This is a genomic window from Bradyrhizobium sp. A11, assembly GCF_042077125.1.
GTDB classification, from domain to species: domain Bacteria; phylum Pseudomonadota; class Alphaproteobacteria; order Rhizobiales; family Xanthobacteraceae; genus Bradyrhizobium; species Bradyrhizobium japonicum_B.
The window spans coordinates 4,718,012-4,741,714 of sequence record NZ_CP149509.1 but is presented as its reverse complement, the minus strand read 5'-3'; the positions used below and the strand labels follow the sequence as shown (position 1 = coordinate 4,741,714).

Here is a 23,703-nt window from a genome sequence, read left to right as displayed (position 1 = left end):
CTCCGCATGCGAGGTGCTGATGAATCCAAGATCGAACGCGCAAGGCGCTTGCGAACCACGTTGACGGACGCGGATGGAAAACTCTGGTATCGCCTGCGCGCCCGCAGGCTGAGTGGCCACAAGTTCGTCCGGCAGGAGCCGATCGGGCCATACACCGTCGATTTTATTTGCCGCGAGGCGCGTCTGATTGTTGAAGTGGATGGTGGTCAACACGCCGACAGTCCGCACGACGCCGTGCGGGACAAATGGCTTGCTGACCGCAACTACCGGATCCTGCGCTTTTGGAATAACGATGTCTCGCGCAACTTGGCCGGCGTTCTCGAAACGATCGTCACCGCCCTCGCGGAGGCTCCCCCTCACCCGGATCGCTGACGCGCTCCGGCCTCTCCCCGCAAGCGGGAAGAGGCGAAGGGCAGCACCGCGCGTGATGGACATCTGGCTCACTCCGCCGCCTCCGCCATGTGCCCGTGCATCCCGAGGTCCACCACTCGCAATGTCGTCCGCACCCGCTGTGTGGTGCCGTCCTGGAAGCGGATCACGGTGTCGACGGGAATGTCGGAATCTCCGCGGTAGATCGCGTCGATGATGCCGGCGTATTTCTCGTTGATGACGCTGCGGCGCACTTTTCTGGTGCGGGTGAGCTCGCCGTCGTCGGCGTCCAGCTCCTTGTACAGCAGCAGGAAACGCGAGATGCGCTGGGCCGGCGGCAGCGTGGCGTTGACGGTCTCGACCTCTTTGTGCAGCAGCGCGTAGACCTCGGGCCGCGAGGCGAGGTCGGTGTAGGTGGTGAAGGAGAGGCGGTTCTTCTCCGCCCATTTCGAGATGATGGAGTAGCGGATGCAGATCATCGCCGCGAGCGCGTCACGGCCGGCGCCCAGCACCACCGCTTCGGCGATATAGGGCGAGAATTTCAGCTTGTTCTCGATGAATTGCGGCGAGAAGCGCTCGCCGCGCGAGGTCTCGGCGAGATCTTTGATGCGGTCGATGACGACGAGCTGGTTGTTGGCGTTGAAATAGCCGGCATCGCCGGAGCACATCCAGCCGTCCTTGATGTCGGCGACGCTCGCTTCCGGATTCTTGTAGTAGCCTAGGAACATGTTGGGATGCCGCACCACGATCTCGCCGACGCCGTGGACGTCGGGATTGTCGATGCGGATCTCGACATTGTCGGCCATCGGCACGCCGGTCGTGTCGGGATCGACCTTGCCTTCGGGATGCAGCGTATAGGCCCCGAGCAGCTCGGTCTGGCCGTAGAGCGTGCGCAGCGGCACGCCCATCGCCTGGAAGAACTTGAAGGTCTCGGGGCCGAGCGCCGCGCCGCCGGTCGCGGCCGAGCGCAGGCGGGTGAAGCCGAGGCGGTCGCGCAGCGCGCGGAACAGGATGGCGTCGGCAAGGGCGGAGCGCTTGCCCTGTTCGAGCGCGGCGAGGCCGCTCTTCATGCCGACGTCGAACAGGCGCTGCTTGAGAGGCGTGGCGTCCATCACCTTGGCCCGGACGTCGGCGGCGATGGATTCCCAGACGCGGGGGGCAAACAAGACGAACGTCGGCGCGATCTCGCGCAGATCGTTCATCATGGTGTCGGGCTCTTCGACGAAGTTGATCTTCATGCGGCACAACAGGCCTTTGCCGAGCACGTAGACCTGCTCCATGATCCATGGCAGCGGCAGCACCGAGACGTATTCGTCGTCCGGCCCTTTCGGATCGAAGGCGAGATAGGTCGCGCAATGACCGAGCACCCGGCCGGCGGCGAGCATCGCCAGCTTGGGATGAGACGTGGTGCCCGACGTCGTGCAGAGGATCGCGACATCCTCGCCATTGGTGGCATCTACGAGGCGGTCGTAGAGCTCCGGCTCGCGCGCGGCACGTGCCCGACCGAGCTCGGCAAACGCCTCCGCCGACATCAGGCGCGGGTCGTCGTATTTCCGCATCCCTCGCGGATCGGAATAGATGATGTGCTTCAGCTTCGGTGCGCGGTCGGCGAGGGTGAGCAGCTTGTCGACCTGCTCCTCGTCCTCGGCGAAGACGAGCTGCGCCTCACCATAATTGAGGAGATAGGAAGCCTCCTCGTCGAGCACGTCGCGATAGAGCCCGAGGCTGAGACCGCCGATGGCGTGCGTCGCGACTTCCGCCGCGACCCAGTCCGGCCGGTTATCGCCGATGATGCCGATGACATCGCCGCGGCCAAGGCCCATTTCGACGAGGCCGAGCGCGAAGTCGCGCACGCGGGCCTGATAGTCGTTCCAGGTGAATAGCCGCCAGAGCCCGAGATCCTTCTCCCGCAACGCGATTTTGTTGCCGTGCTCCTTGGCGTTGAGCCGGAGCATCTTGGGATAGGTGTCGGCCTGCGCGACGCGGCCTGCGTAGTCCATCATGCCGCGCTCTCCTGCGCAGGCGGTGCATCGTCGGGATCGACCAGCACTTCGTCCTCCTCGCCGAGATAGGCACGCCTAACGTGAGGATCGGCGAGCACCGTCGCGGGGTCCCCTTCGGCGATCTTCTTGCCGAAATCGAGCACCATGACGCGATGAGAGATGTCCATCACCACGCCCATGTCGTGCTCGATCATGACCACCGTCATGCCGAACTCCTCGTTGAGGTCGACGATGTAGCGGGCCATGTCCTCCTTCTCCTCGAAGTTCATGCCGGCCATGGGTTCGTCGAGGAGGATGAGGCGCGGCTCCAGCGCCATGGCGCGGGCGAGCTCGACGCGCTTGCGCAGGCCGTAGGAGAGGGTGCCCGCCGTAGCCTTGCGGACAGATTGCAGGTCGAGGAAGTCGATGATCTCCTCCACCTTGCGGCGGTGCTCGAGCTCTTCCTTGCGCGCGCCGGTGAGCCAGTACAGCGAGCCCGTCAGGAAATTGTTCTTCAGGAGGTGATGGCGGCCGACCATGATGTTGTCGAGCACGCTCATGTGGTGGAACAGGGCGAGATTCTGGAAGGTGCGGCCGATGCCGAGCGAGGCCCGGGCATTCGGCGTCAAGCCGGTGATGTCGCGGTCTCCATAGAAGAGCTGGCCTTCAGTCGGCTTGTAGCGACCGGAAATACAGTTCACGATCGAGGTCTTGCCGGCGCCATTGGGGCCGATGATCGAGAACAGCTCGCCGTCCTTGATGGCGAAACTGACATCGGTCAGCGCACGGACGCCGCCGAATCGCAAGGACACGCCGCGCACTTCAAGACTGGTAGCCACCAAACGAAACCCTCCCGGTGATGGCGCTTTTTAGCCGCGCTCTTCGTCCGTTCTGTCCGGCGATCCTAGTACGGTGGTGCCGGTGAGGCCATGCAGCAGATGGTCTCGACCGGAGCCCGCGCCACTCTCGTTCCCATCAGGGATCAAGAGCCGCATCGCCGAGGTGGTCCTCAATAGGGGAAAGCGCTATTTTGAAATGTCTCCCGGCTGACAATTCTGCGACAAAGTTTGCCGGGCGGCAGCGGCCTTCATCTTTCGTCGGGTGGCAGTCGTCATAATCATGTTGCAATGCAACAGAAGGTGGAGTGACGAAACGGTGCGGCTGTTCGCGAGATCATGATTTCAGAAGATCATCTGAAGCGCGTCGCCGCCTGGTCGCGCGAGCTCACGCAAGCGGAGATCGAGGTCGCGCGCGCCGGTATCACTGAGCGGTCCTACGGCACCGGCGAGACCGTGTTCATGCGCGGCGATATCTTCGCCTATTGGGCCGGCATGGTCAGCGGTCTTGCCCGCATGGGCGGGGTCTCGCGGGACGGCAAGGAGACGAGCCTGGCCGGGCTGACGGCAGGGGCCTGGTTCGGCGAGGGCAGCGTGCTCAAGAACGAGCCGCGCCGCTATGACGTGGTCGCGCTGCGCGACAGCCGCGTCGCGCTGATGGAACGCAGCGCCTTCATGTGGCTGTTCGAAAACAGCGTCGGCTTCAACCGCTTTCTGGTGCGCCAGCTCAACGAGCGGCTCGGCCAGTTCATCGGCATGCTCGAGGTCAATCGGACCCTCGATGCGACCGCGCGCCTTGCCCGCAGCATCGCCTCACTGTTCAACCCGATCCTCTATCCGGAATCGACCGCGCATCTGGAGATCACCCAGGAGGAGATCGGCGCGCTCTCCGGCATGTCCCGCCAGAACGCCAACCGCGCGCTGAACCGGCTCGAGAAGGAGGGGTTGCTGCGGCTGGAATATGGCGGCGTCACCATCCTCGATATCGAGCGGCTGCGCGGCTACGGGGACTAACGCGACCTCATCGCGCATTGGCGGGCGCGTGCACCGGCCAGAGATCGGCGCGCCAGCGGATCGCGATCGCCAGCATCGTGATGAAGCCCGCGGCGGCATAGAGCGAGCCGGTTGCGGAATAGCCGATGACGTCGATCATGCTGCCGGCCGCGAGCAATCCGATCGGCAGGCCGTAGATCACCATCATGCGCACGCCCATCACGCGGCCGCGAAGATGCGCACTGGCCGACCGCATCAGGATCACGGCTGCCGAGATCATCGACATGCTCTGGGCGATACCGGCGAGAACGAGGCAGGCCATCGCCACCGGCATGGTCCTGATTTCGACGAATACCAGCAGCATGGCGTACCAGGCCAGCGTCGCGCCGATCAGAAGCCGGGCAATGCGCAGTCCGCCGACGAGGCTGAGCGTGATGGAGCCGATCAGCGAGCCGATCGCGAAGCTCGCCGAGAGGTAACCGAGGCCGGTCTGGTCGGTATGAAAGATGTCGCGGGCGATGTAGGGCAGCAGCCCGCCAGTGAAGGGAAATGCGGTGAGATTGGCCAGGAACGCCACGCACAGCGCCGCGCGCATTCCCGGGCCATTCCAGGCGTAGACGATTCCTTCCTTGAGCTCGCCCAGCAGTCGCGACACCGCGTGGCTGTTGGCCGGAAGATCGCTCGTGATGACGGTTCTCTTGGGCCGGGTCAGGCAGAGCATGAGAAGCGCGGCAGCCAGATAGAGGCAGGCGATCGCCACATAGACGAGGCCGATGCCGAGGACGGCGAACAACCCGGCGCCGGTCAACGCGCCGGCGATGCGCGCGCTGTCCTGGGTGGTGCGTGCAACGCTGATGGCGCCCACCAGCTGCTCGGCCGGCATGATCTCGGCGAGCAGCGCGCCCCGGACGCCGAGATCGGAGGGACGAATCAAACCCATGATTGCGACGATGATCATGACGCTCAGCGGCGACAGATGACCGGTCAGCGCCAGGACCATGATGGTTGACGAGAGCACCGTATAGGCAAGACGCATCACGACCAGGAGATCGCGATGGCCCATGCGATCGCCGATCATGCCGAACACCGGCGCGACCAATGTCCCGACGAACTGGAGCGAGGCAAGCACGGTGAGCAGCAGCACCGAGCCGGTCTCGACCAGGATGTACCAGCCGAGCACGAGCGTCTCGACCTCGAACGCCCAGGAGGTGAGCAGATCCGACGGCCATTGAAAACGATAATTGCGAATGCGGAACGGCGCGAGCGCGGAAGGTCGTGCGGATGTGCTCAAGATGCGATGACGGGTTTCACGGCGATTCCCTGCCCTTATTTTTGTTCTTCTGTTCGGCAGGGTAACCCCGGCGATGCCCCTGTCAATTGGCGCCACCGCATGCCGCCATGTTTGCCGACGACGTGCGGTGAGCCGGTGCGCCCGCAGCATTGCTTTGCTGCCAGCCGATACGGAGAGGTAGATTAGGCCGCTTGCGCTTCCGGCGCGCAAAGCCCATTCTGGTCTGCATCCTGGGCCCATTGGGCAGGTCCGGTAGATCGCGCCGTCGCGGCTTCCGCGAGGTCTTGACCAATGAACTGCTCTCGCTGTGGTTTCGAGGTCCAGAGCGGCTTTGCCTTCTGTCCGAAGTGCGGCACGAAGCAGCCGAACCCGTGCCCTGGTTGCGGCTTTCCATGCGCACCGGATTTCGCCTATTGCCCGAAATGCGGCGCCTTCGTCTCCGAGGTTCCCCCGGGCGGCGGGCAGGCGCCGACGAGCCAGACGACGCTTCCGATCCGGCCGTCCTCTCCGCCGCTCGTGCCAGCGGACGCGGCTCAGGTCGCATTTGGATTTCAGTCGGACAAGATCGACAGCGAGGCGAACCGCCGTACCATCACCGTGCTGTTTGCCGACCTCAGCGGCTTCACCGCGATGAGCGAGCGGCTCGACCCCGAGGTCATGCAGACGCTTCAAAACGGGCTGTTCGAAGAGTTGACGGCCGCGGTGCAAAGCTTTGGCGGTTTCGTGGACAAATTCATCGGCGATGCGCTGCTTGCTCTGTTTGGTGCCCCGGCAGCGCACGAGGACGACCCGGAGCGGGCGGTCCGCGCTGCCCTCGACATGATCGGCCGGACAGCGCGTCTCAGCCAACGCGCGAAGGCGTATGCAGGCTCGCCGCTGCTGCTCCATGTCGGCATCAACACCGGGCACGTCGTCGCGGGCGGGCTCGGTGTGGGCGTTGCCAAATCCTATTCGGTGACCGGCGATACAGTGAATACCGCCCAGCGGCTACAGTCGATGGCGGCTCCGGGCGAGGTGCTGGTCGGGCCATTGACCCACCGTCTGACGCGGCATGCGTTCTCCTATGACTCGCTTGGCGAGGTCTCGCTCAAGGGCAAGATGGGCAGCGTGCTGGTGCACCGCCTGAAGGAGCCGCTCGACACGCCCCGTGCGGCACGCGGCCTCGACGCGCTGGGCCTCAATGCGCCGTTGATCGGGCGCGACGCCGAGCTTGCGCGCATCATCGGCTGTCTTGATCTCGCATGCGGCGGCGCAGCTCAACTGGTGCGGCTGGTCGGTGAAGCCGGCATCGGGAAAACGCGCCTGGTCAGCGAATTCGTCGCCCGTATCCGCGACGAGGATCGATTTGCACGCGTGGCGATTCGGCGGGTGGCGTGCTCGCCGCTGGGCGAACAATCGTACGGCACACTCGCCGCCGTGTTGCGCAGCGCCTACGGCATCGCGCAGAAGGCTGGCGCCGCCGAGGCGGAGGCGAAGGTCGCCGAAGCGCTGTCGGAGCTCGGCCTCGCGACTGACGAGGCCGACCGACTGATGCCCCTCTACCTGCACGTACTCGGCCTCGGCGACCCCAACGCCGTGCTCAGGCATGTCGAGCCCGAACAGCTCCGCCGGCAGATATTCTTCGCGATCCGCACCGCCTTCGAACGCCGCCTGGCACTGTCGCCGCTGCTGATCATCGTCGAGGATCTGCATTGGGCGGATGCGGTATCCCTCGAAGCGTTGCGGTTCCTGATGGACAGAATGGAGCGGACGCGGCTGATGCTGCTGTTTACGCATCGGCCGATGCTGGAATTGGACCAGTTCGGTTCGAGCAAGATCAGTCACACAACCCTTCGGCTGCCCCCGCTCGACGACGCCGAGGGACAGAGGCTGCTCGCGGCCTACTTCAGTCGCGTTTGGCGTGACCCACCGGGACGCCTGTTCAGCCGAATCCTCGACCGCGCCGGCGGCAATCCGCTCTTTCTCGAGGAGATCATACGTGGCCTCATCGAAGCCGGCACGCTGGAGCGCGACGGCGCGCAGTGGCGGATGACGTCGGATGAAGCCGCCGCCGATATTCCGGCAAGCGTTCAGGCCTTGTTGCTGGCGCGCCTCGACCGGTTGCCGCCTCAGGTACGCCGGCTGGCACAGGAGGCCGCGGTGATCGGCCCGCGTTTTGATGCGGCGGCTCTCGGTGCGGCGGCAACCGAGTCGGCTGGGGTTGAAGCAGGGCTGGAACGTCTGTGCGACGCGGAGATCATCGAGGAGGTCGCGGGCTCGAACTCGATTTCGCTGCGGATCTACCGCTTCACGCAAACCATGCTTCAGGACGTGATCTATCAAAACCTGCTTCTGCAGCGCCGGATCGAGCTTCATGGACGGATTGGTGGAGCGCTCGAGAAGCTCTATGGCAACGAGCCCGAGCGCCTCGAAGATCTCATACTGCTCGGACATCACTTCAGTCTGAGCGCGAGCAAGCCGAAGGGCGCGCGTTATCTGCGCGCGGCCGGCGATCGCGCACGCGCCAGCTATGCCAATGACGATGCCATCCGTCTCTACCAACAGGCCCTCGCCGTGCTGTTGACCGGCGGCGAACTGGAGCCGGAACGTCTGGTCCTGTATGAGCGGATTGCGGACCTCTGTGGTGCGGCTGGCCGCCGGAACACGGCCGAGGAGCACTATCAGAGCGCGTTGGAGGGGCATCGCGCCGGACAGGACCGGATCGGCGAAGCGCGGATTGTTCGCAAGCTTGGCCGATTGTTGTGGGACGCCGGCAAGCGGATCATGGCAGAGACGCATTACGCCGAGGCGGCCAAATTGCTCGGAGGGACCGACGCGCCCATCGAGTGGGCGCATCTCTTGCAGGAGCGCGGCCGTCTCGCGTTTCGGACGGGCGATCACGTGGCCGCCGCAAATTGGGCAGACGAGGCGCTCGGCTATGCGCGCTCAGTACCGGCGGACGGGGACGAGCAGGCCGGGTTCGAGGCGGCACGGGCCATTGCCGAGGCCCTCAACACCAAGGGGGTTGCGCTGGCGCGGCTTGGACGACACGAGGAGGCGGTCCGTGAGGTGGAGCAAAGTGTCGCGACCGCCGAAGCGGCCGGGCTGCTTAACGTAGCGTGCCGCGGCTACACCAATCTCGGCGTGCTCTACACGATCGTTGACCCGGCGAAAGCCGTGGAGGTCTGCCGACGTGGACTCGATGTCGCGCGTCGGATCGGGGATCTCGGCTTCCAGGCGCGTCTGCTTGCTAATTTTGCCGTTGCCTGTTGCACCTTTACGGACAGATGTACCGAGGAAGGAGTGCCGGCTGCCGAAAGGGCAGTCGAAATCGACCGTGCGCTCGATCAGCGCGAGCATCTCTCTGTGCCCTTGATTGTGCTTGGGCAGATCCATCAATGCCATTTCCGCCCGGATCTGGCCGCCCTCTGCTACAATGAAGCAATCGAGGTGGCGAACGAAACCGGCGAACCGCAGCAGCTCTTTCCATGCTATGATGGTCTCGCGACGCTGAGCCTCGATCGAGGCGACATGCCCGAGGCCGACCGATATTTCGCGCTGGCCCATGATGTCTGCGCCCGCCACGGGCTTGATCCCGCCGGGCTGATCGTACTGCCATTTCTTGACTAGGTCATATGAAGGAGTTCAACCATGTCAGAACTTCATGCCGATGGACCGCTTCAACCTGGCGATCGCGCACCGAACATCGTGCTGGACGCCATCACACGCGATGGAACGATCGCGCTCCAGGATTTTCGCGGACATAGTCCGATATTGATCGGCTTGTTTCGAGGGCTGCACTGCCCGTTCTGTCGCCGCCATATCGCGGCACAGGCTCAACTCGATGCAGCCCTGCGCGACAAGGGCGTCGAAAGTCTCACGATCGTGAATACGCCGATCGAGCGCGCGCGGCTTTACTTCCGCTATCATCCATTGCCCAATCTGCTCGCCGCGTCCGACCCCGAGCGGGTCTCGCACCGCGCGTTCGGTCTGCCCAATCTCGAGTTCACGGAAAAGGAGACCGAGTGGCCGCGCAAGGTGGGTATGGACGTCGTCATGAGCATGCAGGTCGATATGCCCGGCGAAACGCCGGGGCTGATGAATCGGTTGGCAGCTGCCGAGTACCTCAACAACAAGGACGGCTACGAGATGACGGAGGCCGACCAGCGGATGGCGGCAACCGGTCAGGGCCAGCTGTTCGGCCAGTTCCTGCTCGATCGTGAGGGAATCGTGCGTTGGACCTTTACCGAGGTTCCTGACGGTGGCCTGCGCATGTTCGGGGCTCCGAGCCCTCAGGAGTTGATGTCGGCCGCGTCGCAGGTGGCAAGCTAAAGCATGATCCGGAAAAGTGCGCAGCGGTTTTCCGAAAAGATCATGCTCAAACAATAACCTAAAGCGCGATGACGATTCTTCCTCATCTCATCGCGCTTTAGGCATCGTCGCGTGGTGATTAACCCGCTACCTTCGGCCGTTTCTCGGCGAGCGCTGCCGCCATCGCCGAGATCAGCGGTCGCATGAAGTACGCTTCCTCCGCCGGCGAAACGTCGGTGCGGAGGCCGTGGGCGGCGAGCTCGCCGGAGACCGCCGGACCGACCGACGCGATCAGCGTCCGTTCGAGGCCGGCGCGCAGCTTGGCCTCGCTGCCATGCGCCTTCGCGGCCTCGATCAGTCGGCGGACCTGGCCGAGATTGGTGAGCGCGAGGGCGTCGATCCGACCTGCGGCCATGTCGTCGACGGCGGCGATGATGTTGGTATCGGCTGCCTTGGAATCGTAGACATAGGGCAGCACCGTATCGACCGCGGCGCCTTGTGCGGCCAGCGCGCCGGTCAGCGCGCTATGCTCCTTGTCCGGATAGAGCTGCAGGCCGAGGCGCCGTCCCCTGAGGTCGAGCTTGCCCAGCATCTCGATCACGCCTTCGGTGGTCGGTTTCTCTGTCGTCTGCTGCGGTTCCAGCCCGACCTCGCGCAGCGCCCTGCCGGGCTTTGGGCCGCGGGTGAATGTCCGCGTCTTGGCGAGCGCGGCGACAAAGTCGGCGTCGATCCCGCGGGCGCGGGAAAGCTTCATGATCCGCCGCAGGCCTTCGCCGGTCATCAGCACGAGATCGTCAAGCGGCTTGTCGATGGCGCGGCGGATCCAGGCCTCGACCGGGGCGGGGTCCGGCGCGTCGTGGATGGTGAACATCGGGCATTGCACGACCTCGGCGCCTTGCTCGGCCAGCAGCTTGGAAAACTGCGCCTCCTCGCGCGTTTCCAGGATCAGGATGCGGTAGCCGTTCAGGCGGTCGGCCATGGGATTCTCCGTAATCGCAATCGTCTGTTCATCCTGACTCCGCGCATGATGTCGAAGCAAGTCTTGGGATTGTCTTGGGATCGTCTTGGGATTGGCGCAAGGGCGGGGTCGGTGCTAGAGCAGGGTGCAGGTCGCGGGGTCGTTCCGCTGCACAAACCTTCATCAAGAGCCAAGCCCGTCCATCAACATGCCCGACCATCAATATGTTCTGACCTTGTCCTGTCCGGATCGGCCCGGCATCGTCTCGGCGGTGTCGACGTTTCTCGCCCACAATGGACAGAACATTCTCGACGCCCAGCAGTTCGACGACGTCGAGACCAAGAAGTTCTTCATGCGGGTGGTGTTCACCGCGGCCGATCTTGCCGTGGAACTGTCGGCGCTGCAGACCGGCTTTGCCGCGATCGCCGAGCGTTTCGGCATGGAATGGCAGATGCGCGACCGCGCCGCGCATCGCAAGGTGATGCTGCTGGTGTCGAAGTCCGACCACTGCCTGGTCGACATCCTCTATCGCTGGCGCACCGGCGAGTTGCCGATGACGCTGACTGCGATCGTCTCCAACCATCCGCGGGAGGTCTACGCCGGGCTCGATTTCGGCGGCATCCCATTCCACCACCTGCCGGTGACCAAGGAGACCAAGCGCGAGCAGGAATCGCAGATCATCGACCTCGTCGGCAAGACGAAGACCGATCTCGTCGTGCTCGCCCGCTATATGCAGATCCTGTCCGATGATCTGTCAGCCAAGCTTTCGGGCCGCTGCATCAACATCCACCACTCGTTCCTGCCGGGCTTCAAGGGCGCAAAGCCCTATCACCAGGCCCATGAGCGCGGCGTCAAGCTGATCGGAGCCACCGCGCATTACGTCACGCGCGATCTCGACGAAGGCCCGATCATCGACCAGGACGTCGAGCGCATCAGTCATCGCGACACGCCCGAGGATCTCGTCCGCAAGGGCCGCGACATCGAGCGTCGCGTGCTCGCCCGCGCGATCCGCTACCATCTCGACGACCGCGTCATCCTCAACGGCCGCAAGACCGTGGTGTTCGTCGACTAGCGAATAGCGAATGGCGAGTAGCGAATAGAAAAGAGGCCATATTCGCTATTTCCTATTCGCCACCTGCCCCATCAGCGCGCCGTGCCGGCCGAGGTCGTTCCCGTCGCGCCCTTCTGCGCCTGCTCCTCCTTCTCGCGATCCGCCGCCGGCAGCAGCCGCTTGCGTTCGCGTTCCTTCATGTAGGCGTCGTATTGCGGTGTGCCCGGTCGCGGCGGGGCATCGGCCGGCAGGCCGCCGGCCCATTGCGGGACATAGTCGCCCATGCCGGCGGAGAGTTTTTCGTTGACCGTCCCGCAGCCGGACAGTCCCGCAGCGAGCGCAGCGAGGACGAGGGCGGAACGAAAAGTCTTGGACATTGTATGGGCGCGCAGTCGGTCAGTGGACGCCAGCCCGGGCCGGCAGGGCAGAAGCTTAGCCTTCAACAAGGTAAAATAGACTTATTCGAGATAGGTAATTTATTACCGAGATGCGGGAAGCCAGGGCGCGCGGATGTACATATTCTGCAAGCGAAAGACGAAATCCTCCATGCCTGCGATCCCTGCCGGTTCTAGACTGCCATGCGACGCTCGCGACAACATGGCGTCGGTTGGTGGCGGGGTTCTCGTTGACAAGTCCATTTTCTTTGTACATTCGTACAAATGATTGGTGGGCGAGTTGCTTCGGGGAGACCCGACGTAACCCGGGGCGCCGCTTCGGTCGGCAAATCGTCGGAACGCACGGCTCGCCGAATAGTCGCCAAACGTCCGATTGACAAGGTTGGCGCGAAAGACGCCCATGTGGCCAGCGATGATTGCTCGCGCGTCGGCTAAGTTTGAGGCAAGGGCCGGGTACTCGGTCTAGGGCACAAGAGCAGGAATGAAGGGGAGGGACATCTGATGTTCGAACGCAAGATTCTTTCGCGGACTGCCGTAGCGGCCGCCATCGCAAGCTTCGCGGCCGTCGCGCCTGCGAAGGCCCAGGACAGCGTCAAGATCGGCCTGATCCTGCCGATGACAGGCGGCCAGGCCTCGACCGGCAAGCAGATCGAGAACGCGATCAAGCTCTACATGCAGCAGAAGGGCGACACCGTCGCCGGCAAGAAGATCGAGATCATCCTCAAGGACGATGCCGCGATCCCGGACAAGACCAAGACCGCCGCGCAGGAGCTGATCGTCAACGACAAGGTCAACTTCATCGCCGGCTTCGGCGTGACGCCCGCCGCACTCGCGGCGGCGCCGCTGGCAACGCAGGCCAAGATTCCGGAAATCGTCATGGCGGCCGGCACCTCGATCATCACCGAGCGCTCGCCCTATATCGTACGCACCAGCTTCACGCTGGCACAGTCCTCGACCATCATCGGCGACTGGGCGGCGAAGAACGGCATCAAGAAGGTGGCGACGCTGACCTCGGACTACGCGCCGGGCAATGACGCTCTCAACTTCTTCAAACAGCACTTCACGGCCGGCGGCGGCGAGGTGGTCGAAGAGGTCAAGGTTCCCCTGCAGAACCCCGACTTCGCCCCGTTCCTGCAGCGCATGAAAGACGCCAAGCCGGACGCGATCTTCGTGTTCGTGCCGGCCGGCCAGGGCGGCAACTTCATGAAGCAGTATGCCGAGCGCGGCCTCGACAAGGCCGGCATCAAGGTGATCGGGCCGGGCGACGTCACCGACGACGACCTGCTCAACAACATGGGCGACGCCGTGCTCGGCACGGTCACCGCGCATCTCTACTCCGCGGCGCACCCCTCGCAGATGAACAAGGATTTCGTCGCCGCCTACAAGAAGGCGTTCGGCAATCGTCCGGGCTTCATGGCGGTGGGCGGCTATGACGGTATCCACCTGATCTACGAAGCGCTGAAGAAGACCGGCGGCGATACCAATGGCGACAAGCTGATCGAAGCCATGAAGGGCCAGAAGTGGGAGAGCCCGCGCGGTCCGATCTCGATCGACCCCGAAACCCGCGACATCGTGCAGAACATCTACATCCGCAAGGTCGAGAAGGTCGACGGCGAGCTGTACAATGTCGAGTTCGCCACCTTCGAGGCGGTCAAGGATCTCGGCAAGACCAAGAAGTGACGCGCGAAAGCGCGTCATCCCGGGGTGCGCTTAGCGCGCATCCGGGATCTCGCGAGCCACTTTCTGCGTCATGCCCGGGCTTGTCCCGGGCATCCACGCAAACGCCCAGACAAGAACCTGGATGGACGGGACGAGCCCGGCCATGACGATAACTCCAAGCTGAGACGATGACCGCAATCCTCACCAACCTGTTCGATGGCGTCGCCTACGGCATGCTGCTGTTCGTGCTCGCCTGCGGGCTCGCGGTCACGCTTGGGCTGATGAACTTCGTCAACCTCGCCCACGGCGCCTTCGCCATGGCCGGCGGCTATATCTGCATGGTGCTGGTCAACCGGATGGGCTGGCCGTTCTTCGCCGCATTGCCGCTCGCCTTCGTCTCCTCGGCCGCGATCGGCATTGCGCTCGAACGGACGCTCTATCGCCACCTCTATACGCGCAGCCACCTCGACCAGGTGCTGTTCACCATCGGCCTGACCTTCATGTCGGTTGCCGCCGTCGACTACATCCAGGGCTCATCGCGCGTCTTCATCAATCTGCCGGCCGCGCTCCAGGGCCAGTTCGACCTGTTCGGCGTCGGCATCGGCCGCTACCGGCTGATGATCATCGTGATCTGCGGCCTGCTCACCATCGCTCTGCAGATGGTGCTCGCCAAGACCCGCTTCGGCAGCCGCCTGCGCGCCGCCGTCGACGATCCTCGCGCCGCGAGCGGCCTCGGCATCAACGTGCCGCAGGTGTTCGCCTTCACCTTTGCCTTCGGCTGCGGGCTCGCAGGCCTCGGCGGCGCGCTCAGCGCCGAGATCCTCGGCCTCGATCCGTACTTCCCGCTGAAGTTCATGATCTACTTCCTGATCGTGGTCACCGTCGGCGGCTCCTCCTCGATAACAGGCCCGTTCCTGGCCTCGCTCCTGCTCGGCATCGGCGACGTCGCCGGCAAGTACTACGTACCGAAGATGGGCCCCTTCGTGATCTACACCATGATGATCGTGATCCTGATCTGGCGCCCGAACGGCCTGTTCGGCCGCACGGCCGCGCGTTGAGTTCGCCGATGAGCGCTGCTTCCGACGTCGGTTATCACGCCCAGCGCCAGGCGCGCTGGCACTACGGCGAAATCGCCTTCTGGCTGATCGTGCTGGCCTGCGGCTTCGCCTTTCCCTCGCGCTATCTGATCATGACCGACATCCTGCGCCTGGCGCTGTTCACGATGTCGCTCGATCTCATCCTTGGCTATGCCGGCATCGTCTCGCTCGGCCACGCCGCCTTCTTCGGCGTCGGCGCCTATGCCGCGGGACTTCTCGCGCTTCACGGTATCGTCAACGAGCCCGTGCTCGCGCTGATCGTCGCGGGCCTGGCCGCGATGGTGCTTGGTTTTGCCACCAGCTTCCTGGTGATCCGCGGCGTCGACCTCACGCGCCTGATGGTGACGCTCGGCATCGCGCTGCTGCTGGAAGCGCTCGCCGAACGCTTCTCCAACATCACCGGCGGTACCGACGGCCTGCAGGGCATCGAGATGCAGCCGATATTGGGCCAGATTCCGTTCGACATGTTCGGCAAGGCCGGCTTCTTTTACTCGCTGGCCGTGCTGTTCCTGCTGTTCCTGTTCGCCCGCCGCGTCGTGCATTCGCCATTCGGCCTGTCGCTGCGCGCGATCAAGAACAACCCGCTGCGGGCTGCGGCGATCGGCATTCCCGTCAACCGCCGCCTGATTGCGATCTACACGCTGGCTGCGTTCTATGCCGGCATCGCGGGCGCGCTGTTCACCCAGACCACCGCGATCGCCTCGCTCGACGTCTTCGCTTTCGAGCGCTCGGCCGATCTGATGCTGGTGCTCGTCATCGGCGGCACCGGCTATCTCTATGGTGGGCTGATTGGTGCGGTGATCTTCCGCATGCTCCAGGAATTGTTCTCCACCATCACCCCGCAATACTGGCAGTTCTGGATCGGCCTCGTGCTGGTCGTGATCGTGCTGGTCGGCCGGCAGCGCCTGCATCGCTGGGTGCTGTATGTGCCGAATCTGGTCATCAGGCAGGTTGCAGGCCGTAAGGCGGTCGTCGCCGTGCCGGAGAGCGATGCATGACCATCGCGCTCGAAACCCAGAAGCTCGAAAAGCAGTTCGGCGGCTTGCGCGTCACCCGCGATCTGTCGCTCAAGGTCGAGCAGGGGGCGCGCCACGCGCTGATCGGCCCGAACGGCGCCGGCAAGACCACGGTGATCAACCAGCTCACCGGCGTGCTGAAGCCGAACTCGGGCCGCATCCTGCTCGAAGGCCAGGACATCACCGATCTGCCCGTGCACAAGCGCGTGCTGCGCGGCCTGTCACGCACCTTCCAGATCAACCAGCTCTATCCCGATCTGACCCCGCTCGAGACCATCGGCCTTGCCGTTTCGGAGCGTCTCGGCCATGGCGGCGACTGGTGGCGACGGATGGGCACGCGCAATGACGTCAATGACGAGATTGCCGAGCTGCTGGCGCGCTTCCACCTGCTCGACGTCATGAACGAGCAGACCGTCACGCTGCCTTACGGCAAGCAGCGCCTGCTCGAGATCGCGGTCGCGATCGCCGCCAAGCCGCGCGTGCTGCTGCTCGACGAGCCTGCCGCGGGCGTGCCCGAGAGCGAGCGCCACGACATCCTCGCCGTGGTAGGCAGCCTGCCGCGCGACGTCACCGTGCTCTTGATCGAGCACGACATGGACCTCGTCTTCTCCTTTGCCGACCGCATCTCGGTGCTGGTCTCCGGCGCGCTGCTGACCGAAGGGCCGCCCGAGCAGGTCGCGCGCGATCCGCAGGTCAAGGCGGTCTATCTCGGCGAGGAGGCGGTCCATGTCTGACCTGCTCGCGATCGACTCACTTCGCGCCGGCTATGGCGAAGCGGTGGTGCTGCCCAACATGTCCTTGCGCCTCGCCGAGGGGCAGGTCCTGGCGCTGCTTGGCCGCAACGGCACCGGCAAGACGACGCTGATCAACTCCGTCGTCGGCGTCACCCGCCGCTTCTCCGGCTCGGTCATGCTGGCCGGCACCGACGTCACCAGCTTGCGGCCCGACCAGCGCGCGCGCGCCGGCATCGGCTGGGTGCCGCAGGAGCGCAACATCTTTCGCTCGCTCACGGTCGAGGAGAACATGACCGCGGTGGCCCAGCCGGGCCCCTGGACGGTCGAGAAGGTGTACGAGATGTTCCCGCGGCTGAAGGAGCGGCGGACCAACTTTGGCAATCAGCTCTCTGGCGGCGAGCAGCAGATGCTGGCGATCGGGCGCGCGCTCACCCTCAACCCGAAAGTGCTTCTGCTGGACGAACCGACCGAGGGTCTTGCCCCCATCATCGTCGAGGAGCTCCTGAAGGCGATCGGGACCATCACCCGGGGGGGCGGCATCTGTTCGATCATCGTCGAACAGAATGCCCAAAAGATTCTGGGGCTGGCCGACCGCGTTGTGATATTGGAGCGCGGAACGATCGTCCACGACGCTCCGAGCGCCGCGCTGAGGGCCGACTCCTCGGTCCTGGAGCGACACCTAGGTGTCGCAGGGGCGGCGGCCCATTGACTTTTTCTTCGCCTCTCCCCGCGTGCGGTGAGAGGAGGTACAACGAGCGCCGACTGAAATTTCGGGAGAAACAAGAATGCAGCGAACCAGAGCCCCCTTCCGCGCCGACGAGGTCGGCAGCCTCCTGCGTCCGGCCAAGATCAAGGAAGCCCGCATCCGGCTGGAGAAGGGCGAAATCTCGGCCGACGATCTGCGCAAGATCGAGGACATGGAGATCGAGAAGGTCGTGCACAAGCAGGCCTCGATCGGGCTCAAGCTCGCGACCGACGGCGAATTCCGCCGCTCCTGGTGGCATTTCGACTTCCTGGCCAAGCTCACCGGCTGCGAGCTTTTCCACCCCGACACCGGCATCCAGTTCGCGGGCGTGCAGACCCGTCACGACGCGGTACGCGTCATCGGCAAGCTCGACTTTCCCGCCGATCACCCGATGCTCGACCACTTCCGCTTCCTGAAGAAGGTCGCCGACCAGGCCCACGTCACCGCCAAGATGACGATACCGTCGCCCGCCGTGCTGCACTTCCGCGGCGGCCGCAAGTCGATCTCCAAGGACGTCTATCCCGATCTCGAGGCCTTCTACGAGGACCTCGGCAAAACCTATCGCAAGGCGGTGAAGGCGTTCTATGACGCCGGCTGCCGCTATCTCCAGTTCGACGACACCGTGTGGGCCTATCTCTGCTCGCAGGACGAGTTGCAGAAGGCGCGAGAGCGCGGCGACAATCCGGATGGTCTGCAGCAGATCTATGCGCGCATCATCAACTACGCGCTGGCCGAGAAGCCCGCCGACATGGTGGTGACGACCCATGTCTGCCGCGGCAATTTCCGCTCGACCTGGATTTCTTCGGGCGGCTACGAGCCCGTTGCCGAAACCATGCTGGCCGGCACCAATTACGACGGCTACTTCCTGGAATACGATTCTGATCGTGCCGGCGGTTTCGAGCCGCTGCGCTTCCTGCCCAAGGGCAACAAGGTCGTCGTGGTCGGCGTCATCACCTCGAAGTTCGGTGAGCTCGAGAAGAAGGACGACATCAAGCGCCGCCTGGAGGAAGCTGCCAAGTTCGCGCCGCTGGAGCAGCTCGCGCTCTCTCCGCAATGCGGTTTCGCTTCGACGGAAGAGGGCAACATCCTCTCCGAGGAAGAGCAATGGGCCAAGCTCAGCCTCGCTGTCGAGATCGCCAAGGAAGTGTGGGGCAACTGAGCCCCGCACCGTGTAAACGACGGTGAGGCCTCACCACATGCTCGGTGTCATTCCCCGCGAAGGCGGGGAATCCAGTACGCCGCGGCTTCACGGTGAATCGCTGACGTCTCTGGAATACTGGGTCGCCCGGTCAAGCCGGGCGACGACAGCGAACGTCGGGCGCACTGTGCTCACAAGCAGCGCGCGAATCCCGCCTCACTTCTCCGCCAGATAAACCTCGCCCAGCAGCGACGAGTTCGACCACGGCACCTGCTTGTTCCTGGTGCTCGACACCACCTCTGCCCGCACTCGCGTCAGCATCTGCTGCACCTCCAGCCCGGGCGTGCCGATATGGCGGGACAGCGCGGCGGAGAACGGCGAGTTGGCGCCTTCGCTATCGAGCGCGACTTGGCCCGGGCGGCTTCGCGCAGGAAATCGCGCGTCATCTTCTGCATTCGCGGCGCGATCGGCGCACCCGCATCCGTCACCAGCGACTGCGCCGGGCGGCATAATGGCGTTGACCGGCGGCCTGTCCTTGGCCAGCCGGATCGTCCCGCTGCAGCATGGCTTCACGGCTGGCGCCGGCGCGAACGGCAGGGGAAGCGCTTCGATCCACTATTCCCTTGGTGGGCAGACTTTGCTAGGAGGGGGCGTCCCACTCCGTCTGCCCACCGCGTCCCACCCCATGAAGAACGACGAAATCCTGAGCCAGATCACGGAGTTCTGCCGCAAGGCCGACATGGCGGAATCGACATTTGGCCGACGCGCGGTGAACGATGGGAAGCTGGTGCATCGCCTGCGCGAGGGTAAGCGCATCACCATCGACACGCTGGAGCGGATCCAGGCCTACATGGCGGCCTCGATGGCCGGCGGCATGCCGCCGCCGCGAGGGCTTCAGGTGCCGCCCGAGAAGCGCGATCCGCGCGGCAATTTCCGCTTCTTCGAGAACCGCCAGAAATACCTGCTGTTCGTCCATACCTGCAGCGAAAAGCGGGTGGTCGCGGACAGGGTCGCGCTGGAGCTCGCCTCGATCCATCCGCGCCCCCCGGCCCTGCGCCTGTTCGACGCCGGCGTCGGCGACGGCACCGTGCTGGCGCGGGTGTTGCGCGCAACGCACCAGCGCTTTCCCCACATGCCGTTCTACGTCGCCGGCAAGGAGCTCAGTCTCGAGGATTTGCGCCTGACGCTGGAGAAGGTGCCGGACCGCATTTTCGAGCACCCGGCGTCGGTGTTCGTCTTCACCAACATGTTCTATTCGGAGGCGCCCTGGCTCACGCCGGCATCGCCTGCGGCGGCGGCTGCGACCGTCTGGCACGAGGTCCCGCTGCGGGGCGCCTCGTCGGGCGAGTTCGAGCAGCAGATCGCCGAGCTCCGGCCGTTTCTGGAGCAGAACTGGCGCGCCGCGATCAGCCCGCGCACCGCCATGCCGCTGTATGAGCGGCCCGTGGTTCTGGTGCTGTATCGCGAGGATCACAGGTTCCTGCTGGATTCGACCATTCCGCGGCCGGGCCAGACCGAAGCCAATTTCGATCTCGTCATCGCCTCCCAGCCCTATCGCGCCCTGTCCTCCGTGAACTTCCGGGCCAAGCGGATCATCGCACCGCTTGCGCGGGCGCTTCGGCCGGGAGGGCGGCTGATCGGGATCCACTCCCATGGCCAGGACCCGGGCATGGAAATGATCCAGGCGATCTGGCCCGGAGAAAACCCTTTCGCGGTGAGCCGTCATGAGCTATTGCGCGCCGTTAAGTATGAACTCGGATCGGTGGGCCGCGACTTAAATTTTAATGCTTATGCGGATAACCGTTCGATCTTCAGGTATGATATGGAAGCGCTGCCCAACGAGGTCACCGGGACGATCGGGACCTCCACGGCCTTTGCAGCGTGGAATGCGGCGGTGTATGTCGCTCAGATTGAGGACGACCGGTTGACAGAAATGACTCAAAACGGCCGCACTCTGGATGCCGCCAGGGACGTGCTGCGAAAATACAATGGGCTCTGGTTTCTCGACGAATCCTACGTCATCTCGCGCCGGCGTGATTGACATCATCAAAAGTAAACATCGCAAACGCCCGCCGGCTTAGCGGCGGAACAAGGGGTTACTGATGCGCGCGTCCTATCTCTTCACCAGCGAGTCCGTGTCCGAGGGTCATCCGGACAAGGTCTGCGACCGCATTTCCGACGAGATCGTCGACCTGTTCTACCGCGAAGGGCCGAAGGCCGGCATCGACCCCTGGCAGATCCGCGCCGCCTGCGAGACGCTCGCCACCACCAACAAGGTGGTGATTGCCGGCGAGACCCGCGGTCCGAAGTCTGTGACCAACGAGCAGATCGAGGGCGTCGTCCGCAGCGCGATCAAGGACATCGGCTACGAGCAGGAAGGCTTCCACTGGAAGACCTGCGACATCGAGATCCTGCTGCATCCGCAGTCGGCCGACATCGCCCAGGGCGTCGATGCGCTGCAGCCGGGCGAGGTCAAGGAAGAGGGCGCGGGCGACCAGGGCATCATGTTCGGTTACGCCACCAACGAGACGCCCGATCTGATGCCGGCGCCGATCTTCTACGCCCACAAGATCCTGCGCCTGATCTCCGAAGCCCGCCACTCGGGCAAGGAGAAGGTGCTCGGTCCGGACTCCAAGAGCCAGGTCACCGTGCAGTACGAGAACGGCAAGCCGGTCGCCGTGCGCGAGATCGTGGTCTCGCACCAGCATCTGGTTCCGGACCTCACCTCGAACCAGGTCCGCGAGATCGTCGAGCCCTATGTGCGCGAGGCGCTGCCGAAGGACTGGATCACGCCGAAGACGATCTGGCACATCAACCCCACCGGCAAGTTCTACATCGGCGGCCCGGATGGTGATTCCGGCCTGACCGGCCGCAAGATCATCGTCGACACCTATGGTGGCGCGGCCCCGCATGGCGGCGGTGCGTTCTCCGGCAAGGATCCGACCAAGGTCGACCGTTCGGCAGCTTATGCCGCCCGCTACGTCGCCAAGAACATCGTTGCCGCCGGCCTGGCCGACCGCTGCACGCTGCAGCTCGCCTACGCCATCGGCGTGGCGCGTCCGCTGTCGATCTACATCGACACCCATGGCACCGGTAAGGTGCCGGAGGAGCAGCTCGAGAAGGCAGCGGCGCAGGCGATGGATCTGACGCCCCGCGGCATCCGCACCCATCTCGACCTCAACCGTCCGATCTACGCGCGCACCTCGGCCTACGGCCATTTCGGCCGCACGCCGGACAACGAGGGCGGCTTCTCCTGGGAGAAGACCGACCTCGTCGAGCAGCTCAAGCGCGCGCTCTGATGCTCCTACCTCGCCCCGCTTGCGGGGAGAGCATAGGCCGCCTCCGGCGGCCGTCACTTAAGAGACGCCGAAGCAGGCTTCGGCTATGCGCGAAGCGGCGGGTGAGGGGGACTCTTCGCGAGCTCGGTGCTCGGATGGAGCCCCTCACCATAGCCGATGCTCCGCATCGGCGTTCGCGAGGTACGGCGGCCGAAGGCCGCCTATGCCTCTCCCCGTAAGAACGGGGAGAGGGAGAGATGGTGCCACAAAGCGTTCAGCTTGCCTTGCTACTGACACGCCAGCCTCACTGATAGGAAACAGACATGAACGCGAAGCCCGGCTTCACCGATTACATCGTCAAGGACATTTCGCTCGCCGATTTCGGCCGCAAGGAGCTCTCGCTGGCCGAGACCGAGATGCCCGGCCTGATGGCCACCCGAGAGGAGTACGGCCCGAAGCAGCCGCTGAAGGGCGCCCGCATCGCCGGCTCGCTGCACATGACGATCCAGACCGGCGTGCTGATCGAAACGCTGGCCGCACTCGGCGCCGACATCCGCTGGGTCTCCTGCAACATCTATTCGACGCAGGATCACGCCGCCGCCGCGATCGCGGCCGCCGGCATTCCCGTCTTCGCCGTCAAGGGCGAGACGCTGACCGAGTACTGGGACTACACCGCGAAGCTGTTCGACTGGCACGGCGGCGGTCATCCGAACATGATCCTCGACGACGGCGGCGACGCCACCATGTACGTCCATCTCGGCCTGCGCGCCGAGAACGGCGACGCCGCCTTCCTCGACAAGCCCGGCTCCGAGGAAGAGGAAGTCTTCTTCGCGCTTCTGAAGAAGCAGCTCAAGGAGAAGCCGAAGGGTTACTTCGCCGGGATCGCCAAGAGCATCAAGGGCGTGTCCGAGGAGACCACGACGGGCGTGCATCGTCTCTACGACATGCAGAAGGCGGGCACGCTGCTGTGGCCGGCCATCAACGTCAACGACAGCGTCACCAAGTCGAAGTTCGACAACCTCTATGGCTGCCGTGAATCGCTGGTCGACGGCATCCGCCGCGGCACCGACGTGATGCTCTCGGGCAAGGTCGCGATGGTCGCCGGCTTCGGCGACGTCGGCAAGGGCTCGGCCGCCTCGCTGCGCCAGGCCGGCTGCCGCGTCATGGTGTCGGAAGTCGATCCGATCTGCGCGCTGCAGGCGGCGATGGAAGGCTACGAGGTCGTGACCATGGAAGACGCCGCGCCCCGCGCCGACATCTTCGTCACCGCCACCGGCAACAAGGACATCATCACCATCGAGCACATGCGCGCGATGAAGGATCGCGCCATCGTCTGCAACATCGGTCACTTCGACAACGAGATCCAGATCGCGGCGCTCCGTAACCTGAAGTGGACCAACATCAAGCCGCAGGTCGACGAGATCGAGTTCCCCGACAAGCACCGCATCATCATGCTGTCGGAGGGCCGTCTCGTGAACCTCGGCAACGCGATGGGCCACCCGTCCTTCGTGATGTCGGCGTCCTTCACCAACCAGACGCTGGCGCAGATCGAGCTGTTCGCCAACAACAAGGACGGCAAGTACGAGAAGAAGGTCTACGTGCTGCCGAAGACGCTCGACGAGAAGGTCGCCCGCCTGCACCTCGCCAAGATCGGCGTCAAGCTCACCGAGCTGCGCAAGGACCAGGCCGACTACATCGGCGTCAAGCAGGAAGGTCCGTACAAGAGCGACCATTACCGCTACTGATCGAGTGATCTGATCGACCATAGACGCGAAGCCCCGGAGTGATCCGGGGCTTCATTGTTTCGGCGCATGGAATTCAACTCGCTTTGCGTTTGCGGCACGGCCGATTGCCAATTGACGGCCAACGGC

General features: G+C 64.3%; 19 protein-coding genes and 1 pseudogene. 14 read left to right on the top strand and 6 right to left on the bottom strand.

All coding sequences use genetic code 11. The features are described 5' to 3' along the window. Positions 1-6: 6 nt before the first annotated feature. A complete protein-coding gene (locus tag WI560_RS22315) occupies positions 7-372 on the top strand; it encodes an endonuclease domain-containing protein (RefSeq protein WP_375304878.1) in 366 nt (121 codons plus the stop codon). Between the two features lie 68 nt (positions 373-440). Here the strand turns inward: WI560_RS22315 and WI560_RS22310 are convergent, their stop codons facing one another. Continuing rightward, the gene (locus WI560_RS22310) at positions 441-2,372 is read right to left on the bottom strand and encodes a long-chain fatty acid--CoA ligase (protein WP_375304877.1); all 1,932 of its coding nucleotides are present in this window, start codon (positions 2,370-2,372) and stop codon (positions 441-443) included. Continuing rightward, on the bottom strand, positions 2,369-3,190 hold the full coding sequence (locus tag WI560_RS22305) for an ABC transporter ATP-binding protein (RefSeq protein ID WP_028137581.1): 822 nt from the start codon (positions 3,188-3,190) through the stop codon (positions 2,369-2,371). Before WI560_RS22305 ends, WI560_RS22310 begins: the two co-directional genes overlap by 4 nt. A 336-nt stretch (positions 3,191-3,526) precedes the next feature. On the opposite strand from WI560_RS22305, the gene WI560_RS22300 reads away from it, so the two are divergent. After that, entirely contained in the window at positions 3,527-4,201 is a 675-nt protein-coding gene (locus WI560_RS22300; protein WP_028137580.1) for a Crp/Fnr family transcriptional regulator, read from the top strand. A gap of 7 nt (positions 4,202-4,208) precedes the next feature. Here the strand turns inward: WI560_RS22300 and WI560_RS22295 are convergent, their stop codons facing one another. Beyond that, on the bottom strand, positions 4,209-5,471 hold the full coding sequence (locus WI560_RS22295; protein ID WP_375304876.1) for an MFS transporter: 1,263 nt from the start codon (positions 5,469-5,471) through the stop codon (positions 4,209-4,211). Positions 5,472-5,762: 291 nt separating this feature from the next. On the opposite strand from WI560_RS22295, the gene WI560_RS22290 reads away from it, so the two are divergent. Both WI560_RS22290 and WI560_RS22285 read left to right on the top strand, forming a co-directional pair. Beyond that, positions 5,763-9,080 (top strand): adenylate/guanylate cyclase domain-containing protein, encoded by a 3,318-nt coding sequence (locus WI560_RS22290; RefSeq protein ID WP_375304875.1) that lies wholly within the window; start codon positions 5,763-5,765, stop codon positions 9,078-9,080. A 21-nt stretch (positions 9,081-9,101) separates the two neighbouring features. Next, the gene (locus WI560_RS22285; protein ID WP_375304874.1) at positions 9,102-9,782 is read left to right on the top strand and encodes a redoxin domain-containing protein; all 681 of its coding nucleotides are present in this window, start codon (positions 9,102-9,104) and stop codon (positions 9,780-9,782) included. Between the two features lie 118 nt (positions 9,783-9,900). On the opposite strand, the gene WI560_RS22280 is transcribed toward WI560_RS22285, so the two are convergent. After that, positions 9,901-10,740: a uroporphyrinogen-III synthase gene (locus WI560_RS22280; protein WP_375304873.1), complete on the bottom strand. Its 840-nt coding sequence runs from the start codon at positions 10,738-10,740 to the stop codon at positions 9,901-9,903. 187 nt (positions 10,741-10,927) lie between these two features. On the opposite strand from WI560_RS22280, the gene purU reads away from it, so the two are divergent. Next, positions 10,928-11,791: a formyltetrahydrofolate deformylase gene (gene purU / locus WI560_RS22275; protein WP_257196335.1), complete on the top strand. Its 864-nt coding sequence runs from the start codon at positions 10,928-10,930 to the stop codon at positions 11,789-11,791. Between the two features lie 71 nt (positions 11,792-11,862). On the opposite strand, the gene WI560_RS22270 is transcribed toward purU, so the two are convergent. Next, positions 11,863-12,147, bottom strand: coding sequence for a hypothetical protein (locus WI560_RS22270; RefSeq protein WP_375304872.1), 285 nt, complete (start codon positions 12,145-12,147; stop codon positions 11,863-11,865). 519 nt (positions 12,148-12,666) lie between these two features. On the opposite strand from WI560_RS22270, the gene WI560_RS22265 reads away from it, so the two are divergent. From WI560_RS22265 to WI560_RS22240, 6 genes are all read left to right on the top strand, one after another. Next, positions 12,667-13,845 (top strand): ABC transporter substrate-binding protein, encoded by a 1,179-nt coding sequence (locus tag WI560_RS22265; protein ID WP_375304871.1) that lies wholly within the window; start codon positions 12,667-12,669, stop codon positions 13,843-13,845. A 167-nt stretch (positions 13,846-14,012) separates the two neighbouring features. Further along, a complete protein-coding gene (locus WI560_RS22260; protein WP_028137574.1) occupies positions 14,013-14,882 on the top strand; it encodes a branched-chain amino acid ABC transporter permease in 870 nt (289 codons plus the stop codon). 8 nt (positions 14,883-14,890) lie between these two features. After that, complete coding sequence (locus WI560_RS22255) at positions 14,891-15,919, top strand: branched-chain amino acid ABC transporter permease (RefSeq protein ID WP_257175603.1); 1,029 nt, start codon at positions 14,891-14,893, stop codon at positions 15,917-15,919. Beyond that, positions 15,916-16,671, top strand: a complete 756-nt coding sequence (locus tag WI560_RS22250; protein ID WP_375304870.1) for an ABC transporter ATP-binding protein — start codon at positions 15,916-15,918, stop codon at positions 16,669-16,671. The genes WI560_RS22255 and WI560_RS22250 overlap by 4 nt, the downstream gene beginning before the upstream one ends. Beyond that, positions 16,664-17,380 carry an ABC transporter ATP-binding protein gene (locus WI560_RS22245; protein WP_375304869.1) on the top strand — a complete coding sequence of 239 codons (717 nt, stop codon included), beginning with the start codon at positions 16,664-16,666 and terminating at the stop codon, positions 17,378-17,380. Before WI560_RS22250 ends, WI560_RS22245 begins: the two co-directional genes overlap by 8 nt. 76 nt (positions 17,381-17,456) lie before the next feature. Further along, positions 17,457-18,575, top strand: a complete 1,119-nt coding sequence (locus WI560_RS22240) for a cobalamin-independent methionine synthase II family protein (protein WP_257175600.1) — start codon at positions 17,457-17,459, stop codon at positions 18,573-18,575. 195 nt (positions 18,576-18,770) lie between these two features. Here the strand turns inward: WI560_RS22240 and WI560_RS22235 are convergent. Continuing rightward, positions 18,771-18,971: pseudogene (locus tag WI560_RS22235) on the bottom strand (caspase family protein); the annotation flags it as partial. A 268-nt stretch (positions 18,972-19,239) separates the two neighbouring features. Here WI560_RS22235 and WI560_RS22230 point away from each other — a divergent pair. From WI560_RS22230 to ahcY, 3 genes are all read left to right on the top strand, one after another. Continuing rightward, the gene (locus WI560_RS22230) at positions 19,240-20,595 is read left to right on the top strand and encodes a hypothetical protein (protein ID WP_028137568.1); all 1,356 of its coding nucleotides are present in this window, start codon (positions 19,240-19,242) and stop codon (positions 20,593-20,595) included. A 61-nt stretch (positions 20,596-20,656) separates the two neighbouring features. Beyond that, positions 20,657-21,853 (top strand): methionine adenosyltransferase, encoded by a 1,197-nt coding sequence (gene metK / locus WI560_RS22225; protein WP_375304868.1) that lies wholly within the window; start codon positions 20,657-20,659, stop codon positions 21,851-21,853. A gap of 302 nt (positions 21,854-22,155) precedes the next feature. After that, entirely contained in the window at positions 22,156-23,577 is a 1,422-nt protein-coding gene (gene ahcY, locus WI560_RS22220) for an adenosylhomocysteinase (RefSeq protein WP_092300482.1), read from the top strand. Positions 23,578-23,703 lie beyond the last annotated feature (126 nt).

What these genes read in the sequence shown, in the direction of transcription:
- WI560_RS22245 (WP_375304869.1), top strand. Translation starts at nt 16,664, where the DNA reads ATGTCTGACCTGCTCGCGATCGACTCACTTCGCGCCGGCTATGGCGAA.
- WI560_RS22250 (WP_375304870.1), top strand. Translation starts at nt 15,916, where the DNA reads ATGACCATCGCGCTCGAAACCCAGAAGCTCGAAAAGCAGTTCGGCGGC.
- WI560_RS22300 (WP_028137580.1), top strand. Translation starts at nt 3,527, where the DNA reads ATGATTTCAGAAGATCATCTGAAGCGCGTCGCCGCCTGGTCGCGCGAG.
- metK (WP_375304868.1), top strand. Translation starts at nt 20,657, where the DNA reads ATGCGCGCGTCCTATCTCTTCACCAGCGAGTCCGTGTCCGAGGGTCAT.
- WI560_RS22285 (WP_375304874.1), top strand. Translation starts at nt 9,102, where the DNA reads ATGTCAGAACTTCATGCCGATGGACCGCTTCAACCTGGCGATCGCGCA.
- WI560_RS22290 (WP_375304875.1), top strand. Translation starts at nt 5,763, where the DNA reads ATGAACTGCTCTCGCTGTGGTTTCGAGGTCCAGAGCGGCTTTGCCTTC.
- WI560_RS22240 (WP_257175600.1), top strand. Translation starts at nt 17,457, where the DNA reads ATGCAGCGAACCAGAGCCCCCTTCCGCGCCGACGAGGTCGGCAGCCTC.
- WI560_RS22270 (WP_375304872.1), bottom strand. Translation starts at nt 12,147, where the DNA reads ATGTCCAAGACTTTTCGTTCCGCCCTCGTCCTCGCTGCGCTCGCTGCG.
- WI560_RS22265 (WP_375304871.1), top strand. Translation starts at nt 12,667, where the DNA reads ATGTTCGAACGCAAGATTCTTTCGCGGACTGCCGTAGCGGCCGCCATC.
- WI560_RS22315 (WP_375304878.1), top strand. Translation starts at nt 7, where the DNA reads ATGCGAGGTGCTGATGAATCCAAGATCGAACGCGCAAGGCGCTTGCGA.
- WI560_RS22230 (WP_028137568.1), top strand. Translation starts at nt 19,240, where the DNA reads ATGAAGAACGACGAAATCCTGAGCCAGATCACGGAGTTCTGCCGCAAG.
- purU (WP_257196335.1), top strand. Translation starts at nt 10,928, where the DNA reads ATGCCCGACCATCAATATGTTCTGACCTTGTCCTGTCCGGATCGGCCC.
- WI560_RS22280 (WP_375304873.1), bottom strand. Translation starts at nt 10,740, where the DNA reads ATGGCCGACCGCCTGAACGGCTACCGCATCCTGATCCTGGAAACGCGC.
- WI560_RS22310 (WP_375304877.1), bottom strand. Translation starts at nt 2,372, where the DNA reads ATGATGGACTACGCAGGCCGCGTCGCGCAGGCCGACACCTATCCCAAG.
- ahcY (WP_092300482.1), top strand. Translation starts at nt 22,156, where the DNA reads ATGAACGCGAAGCCCGGCTTCACCGATTACATCGTCAAGGACATTTCG.
- WI560_RS22260 (WP_028137574.1), top strand. Translation starts at nt 14,013, where the DNA reads ATGACCGCAATCCTCACCAACCTGTTCGATGGCGTCGCCTACGGCATG.
- WI560_RS22255 (WP_257175603.1), top strand. Translation starts at nt 14,891, where the DNA reads ATGAGCGCTGCTTCCGACGTCGGTTATCACGCCCAGCGCCAGGCGCGC.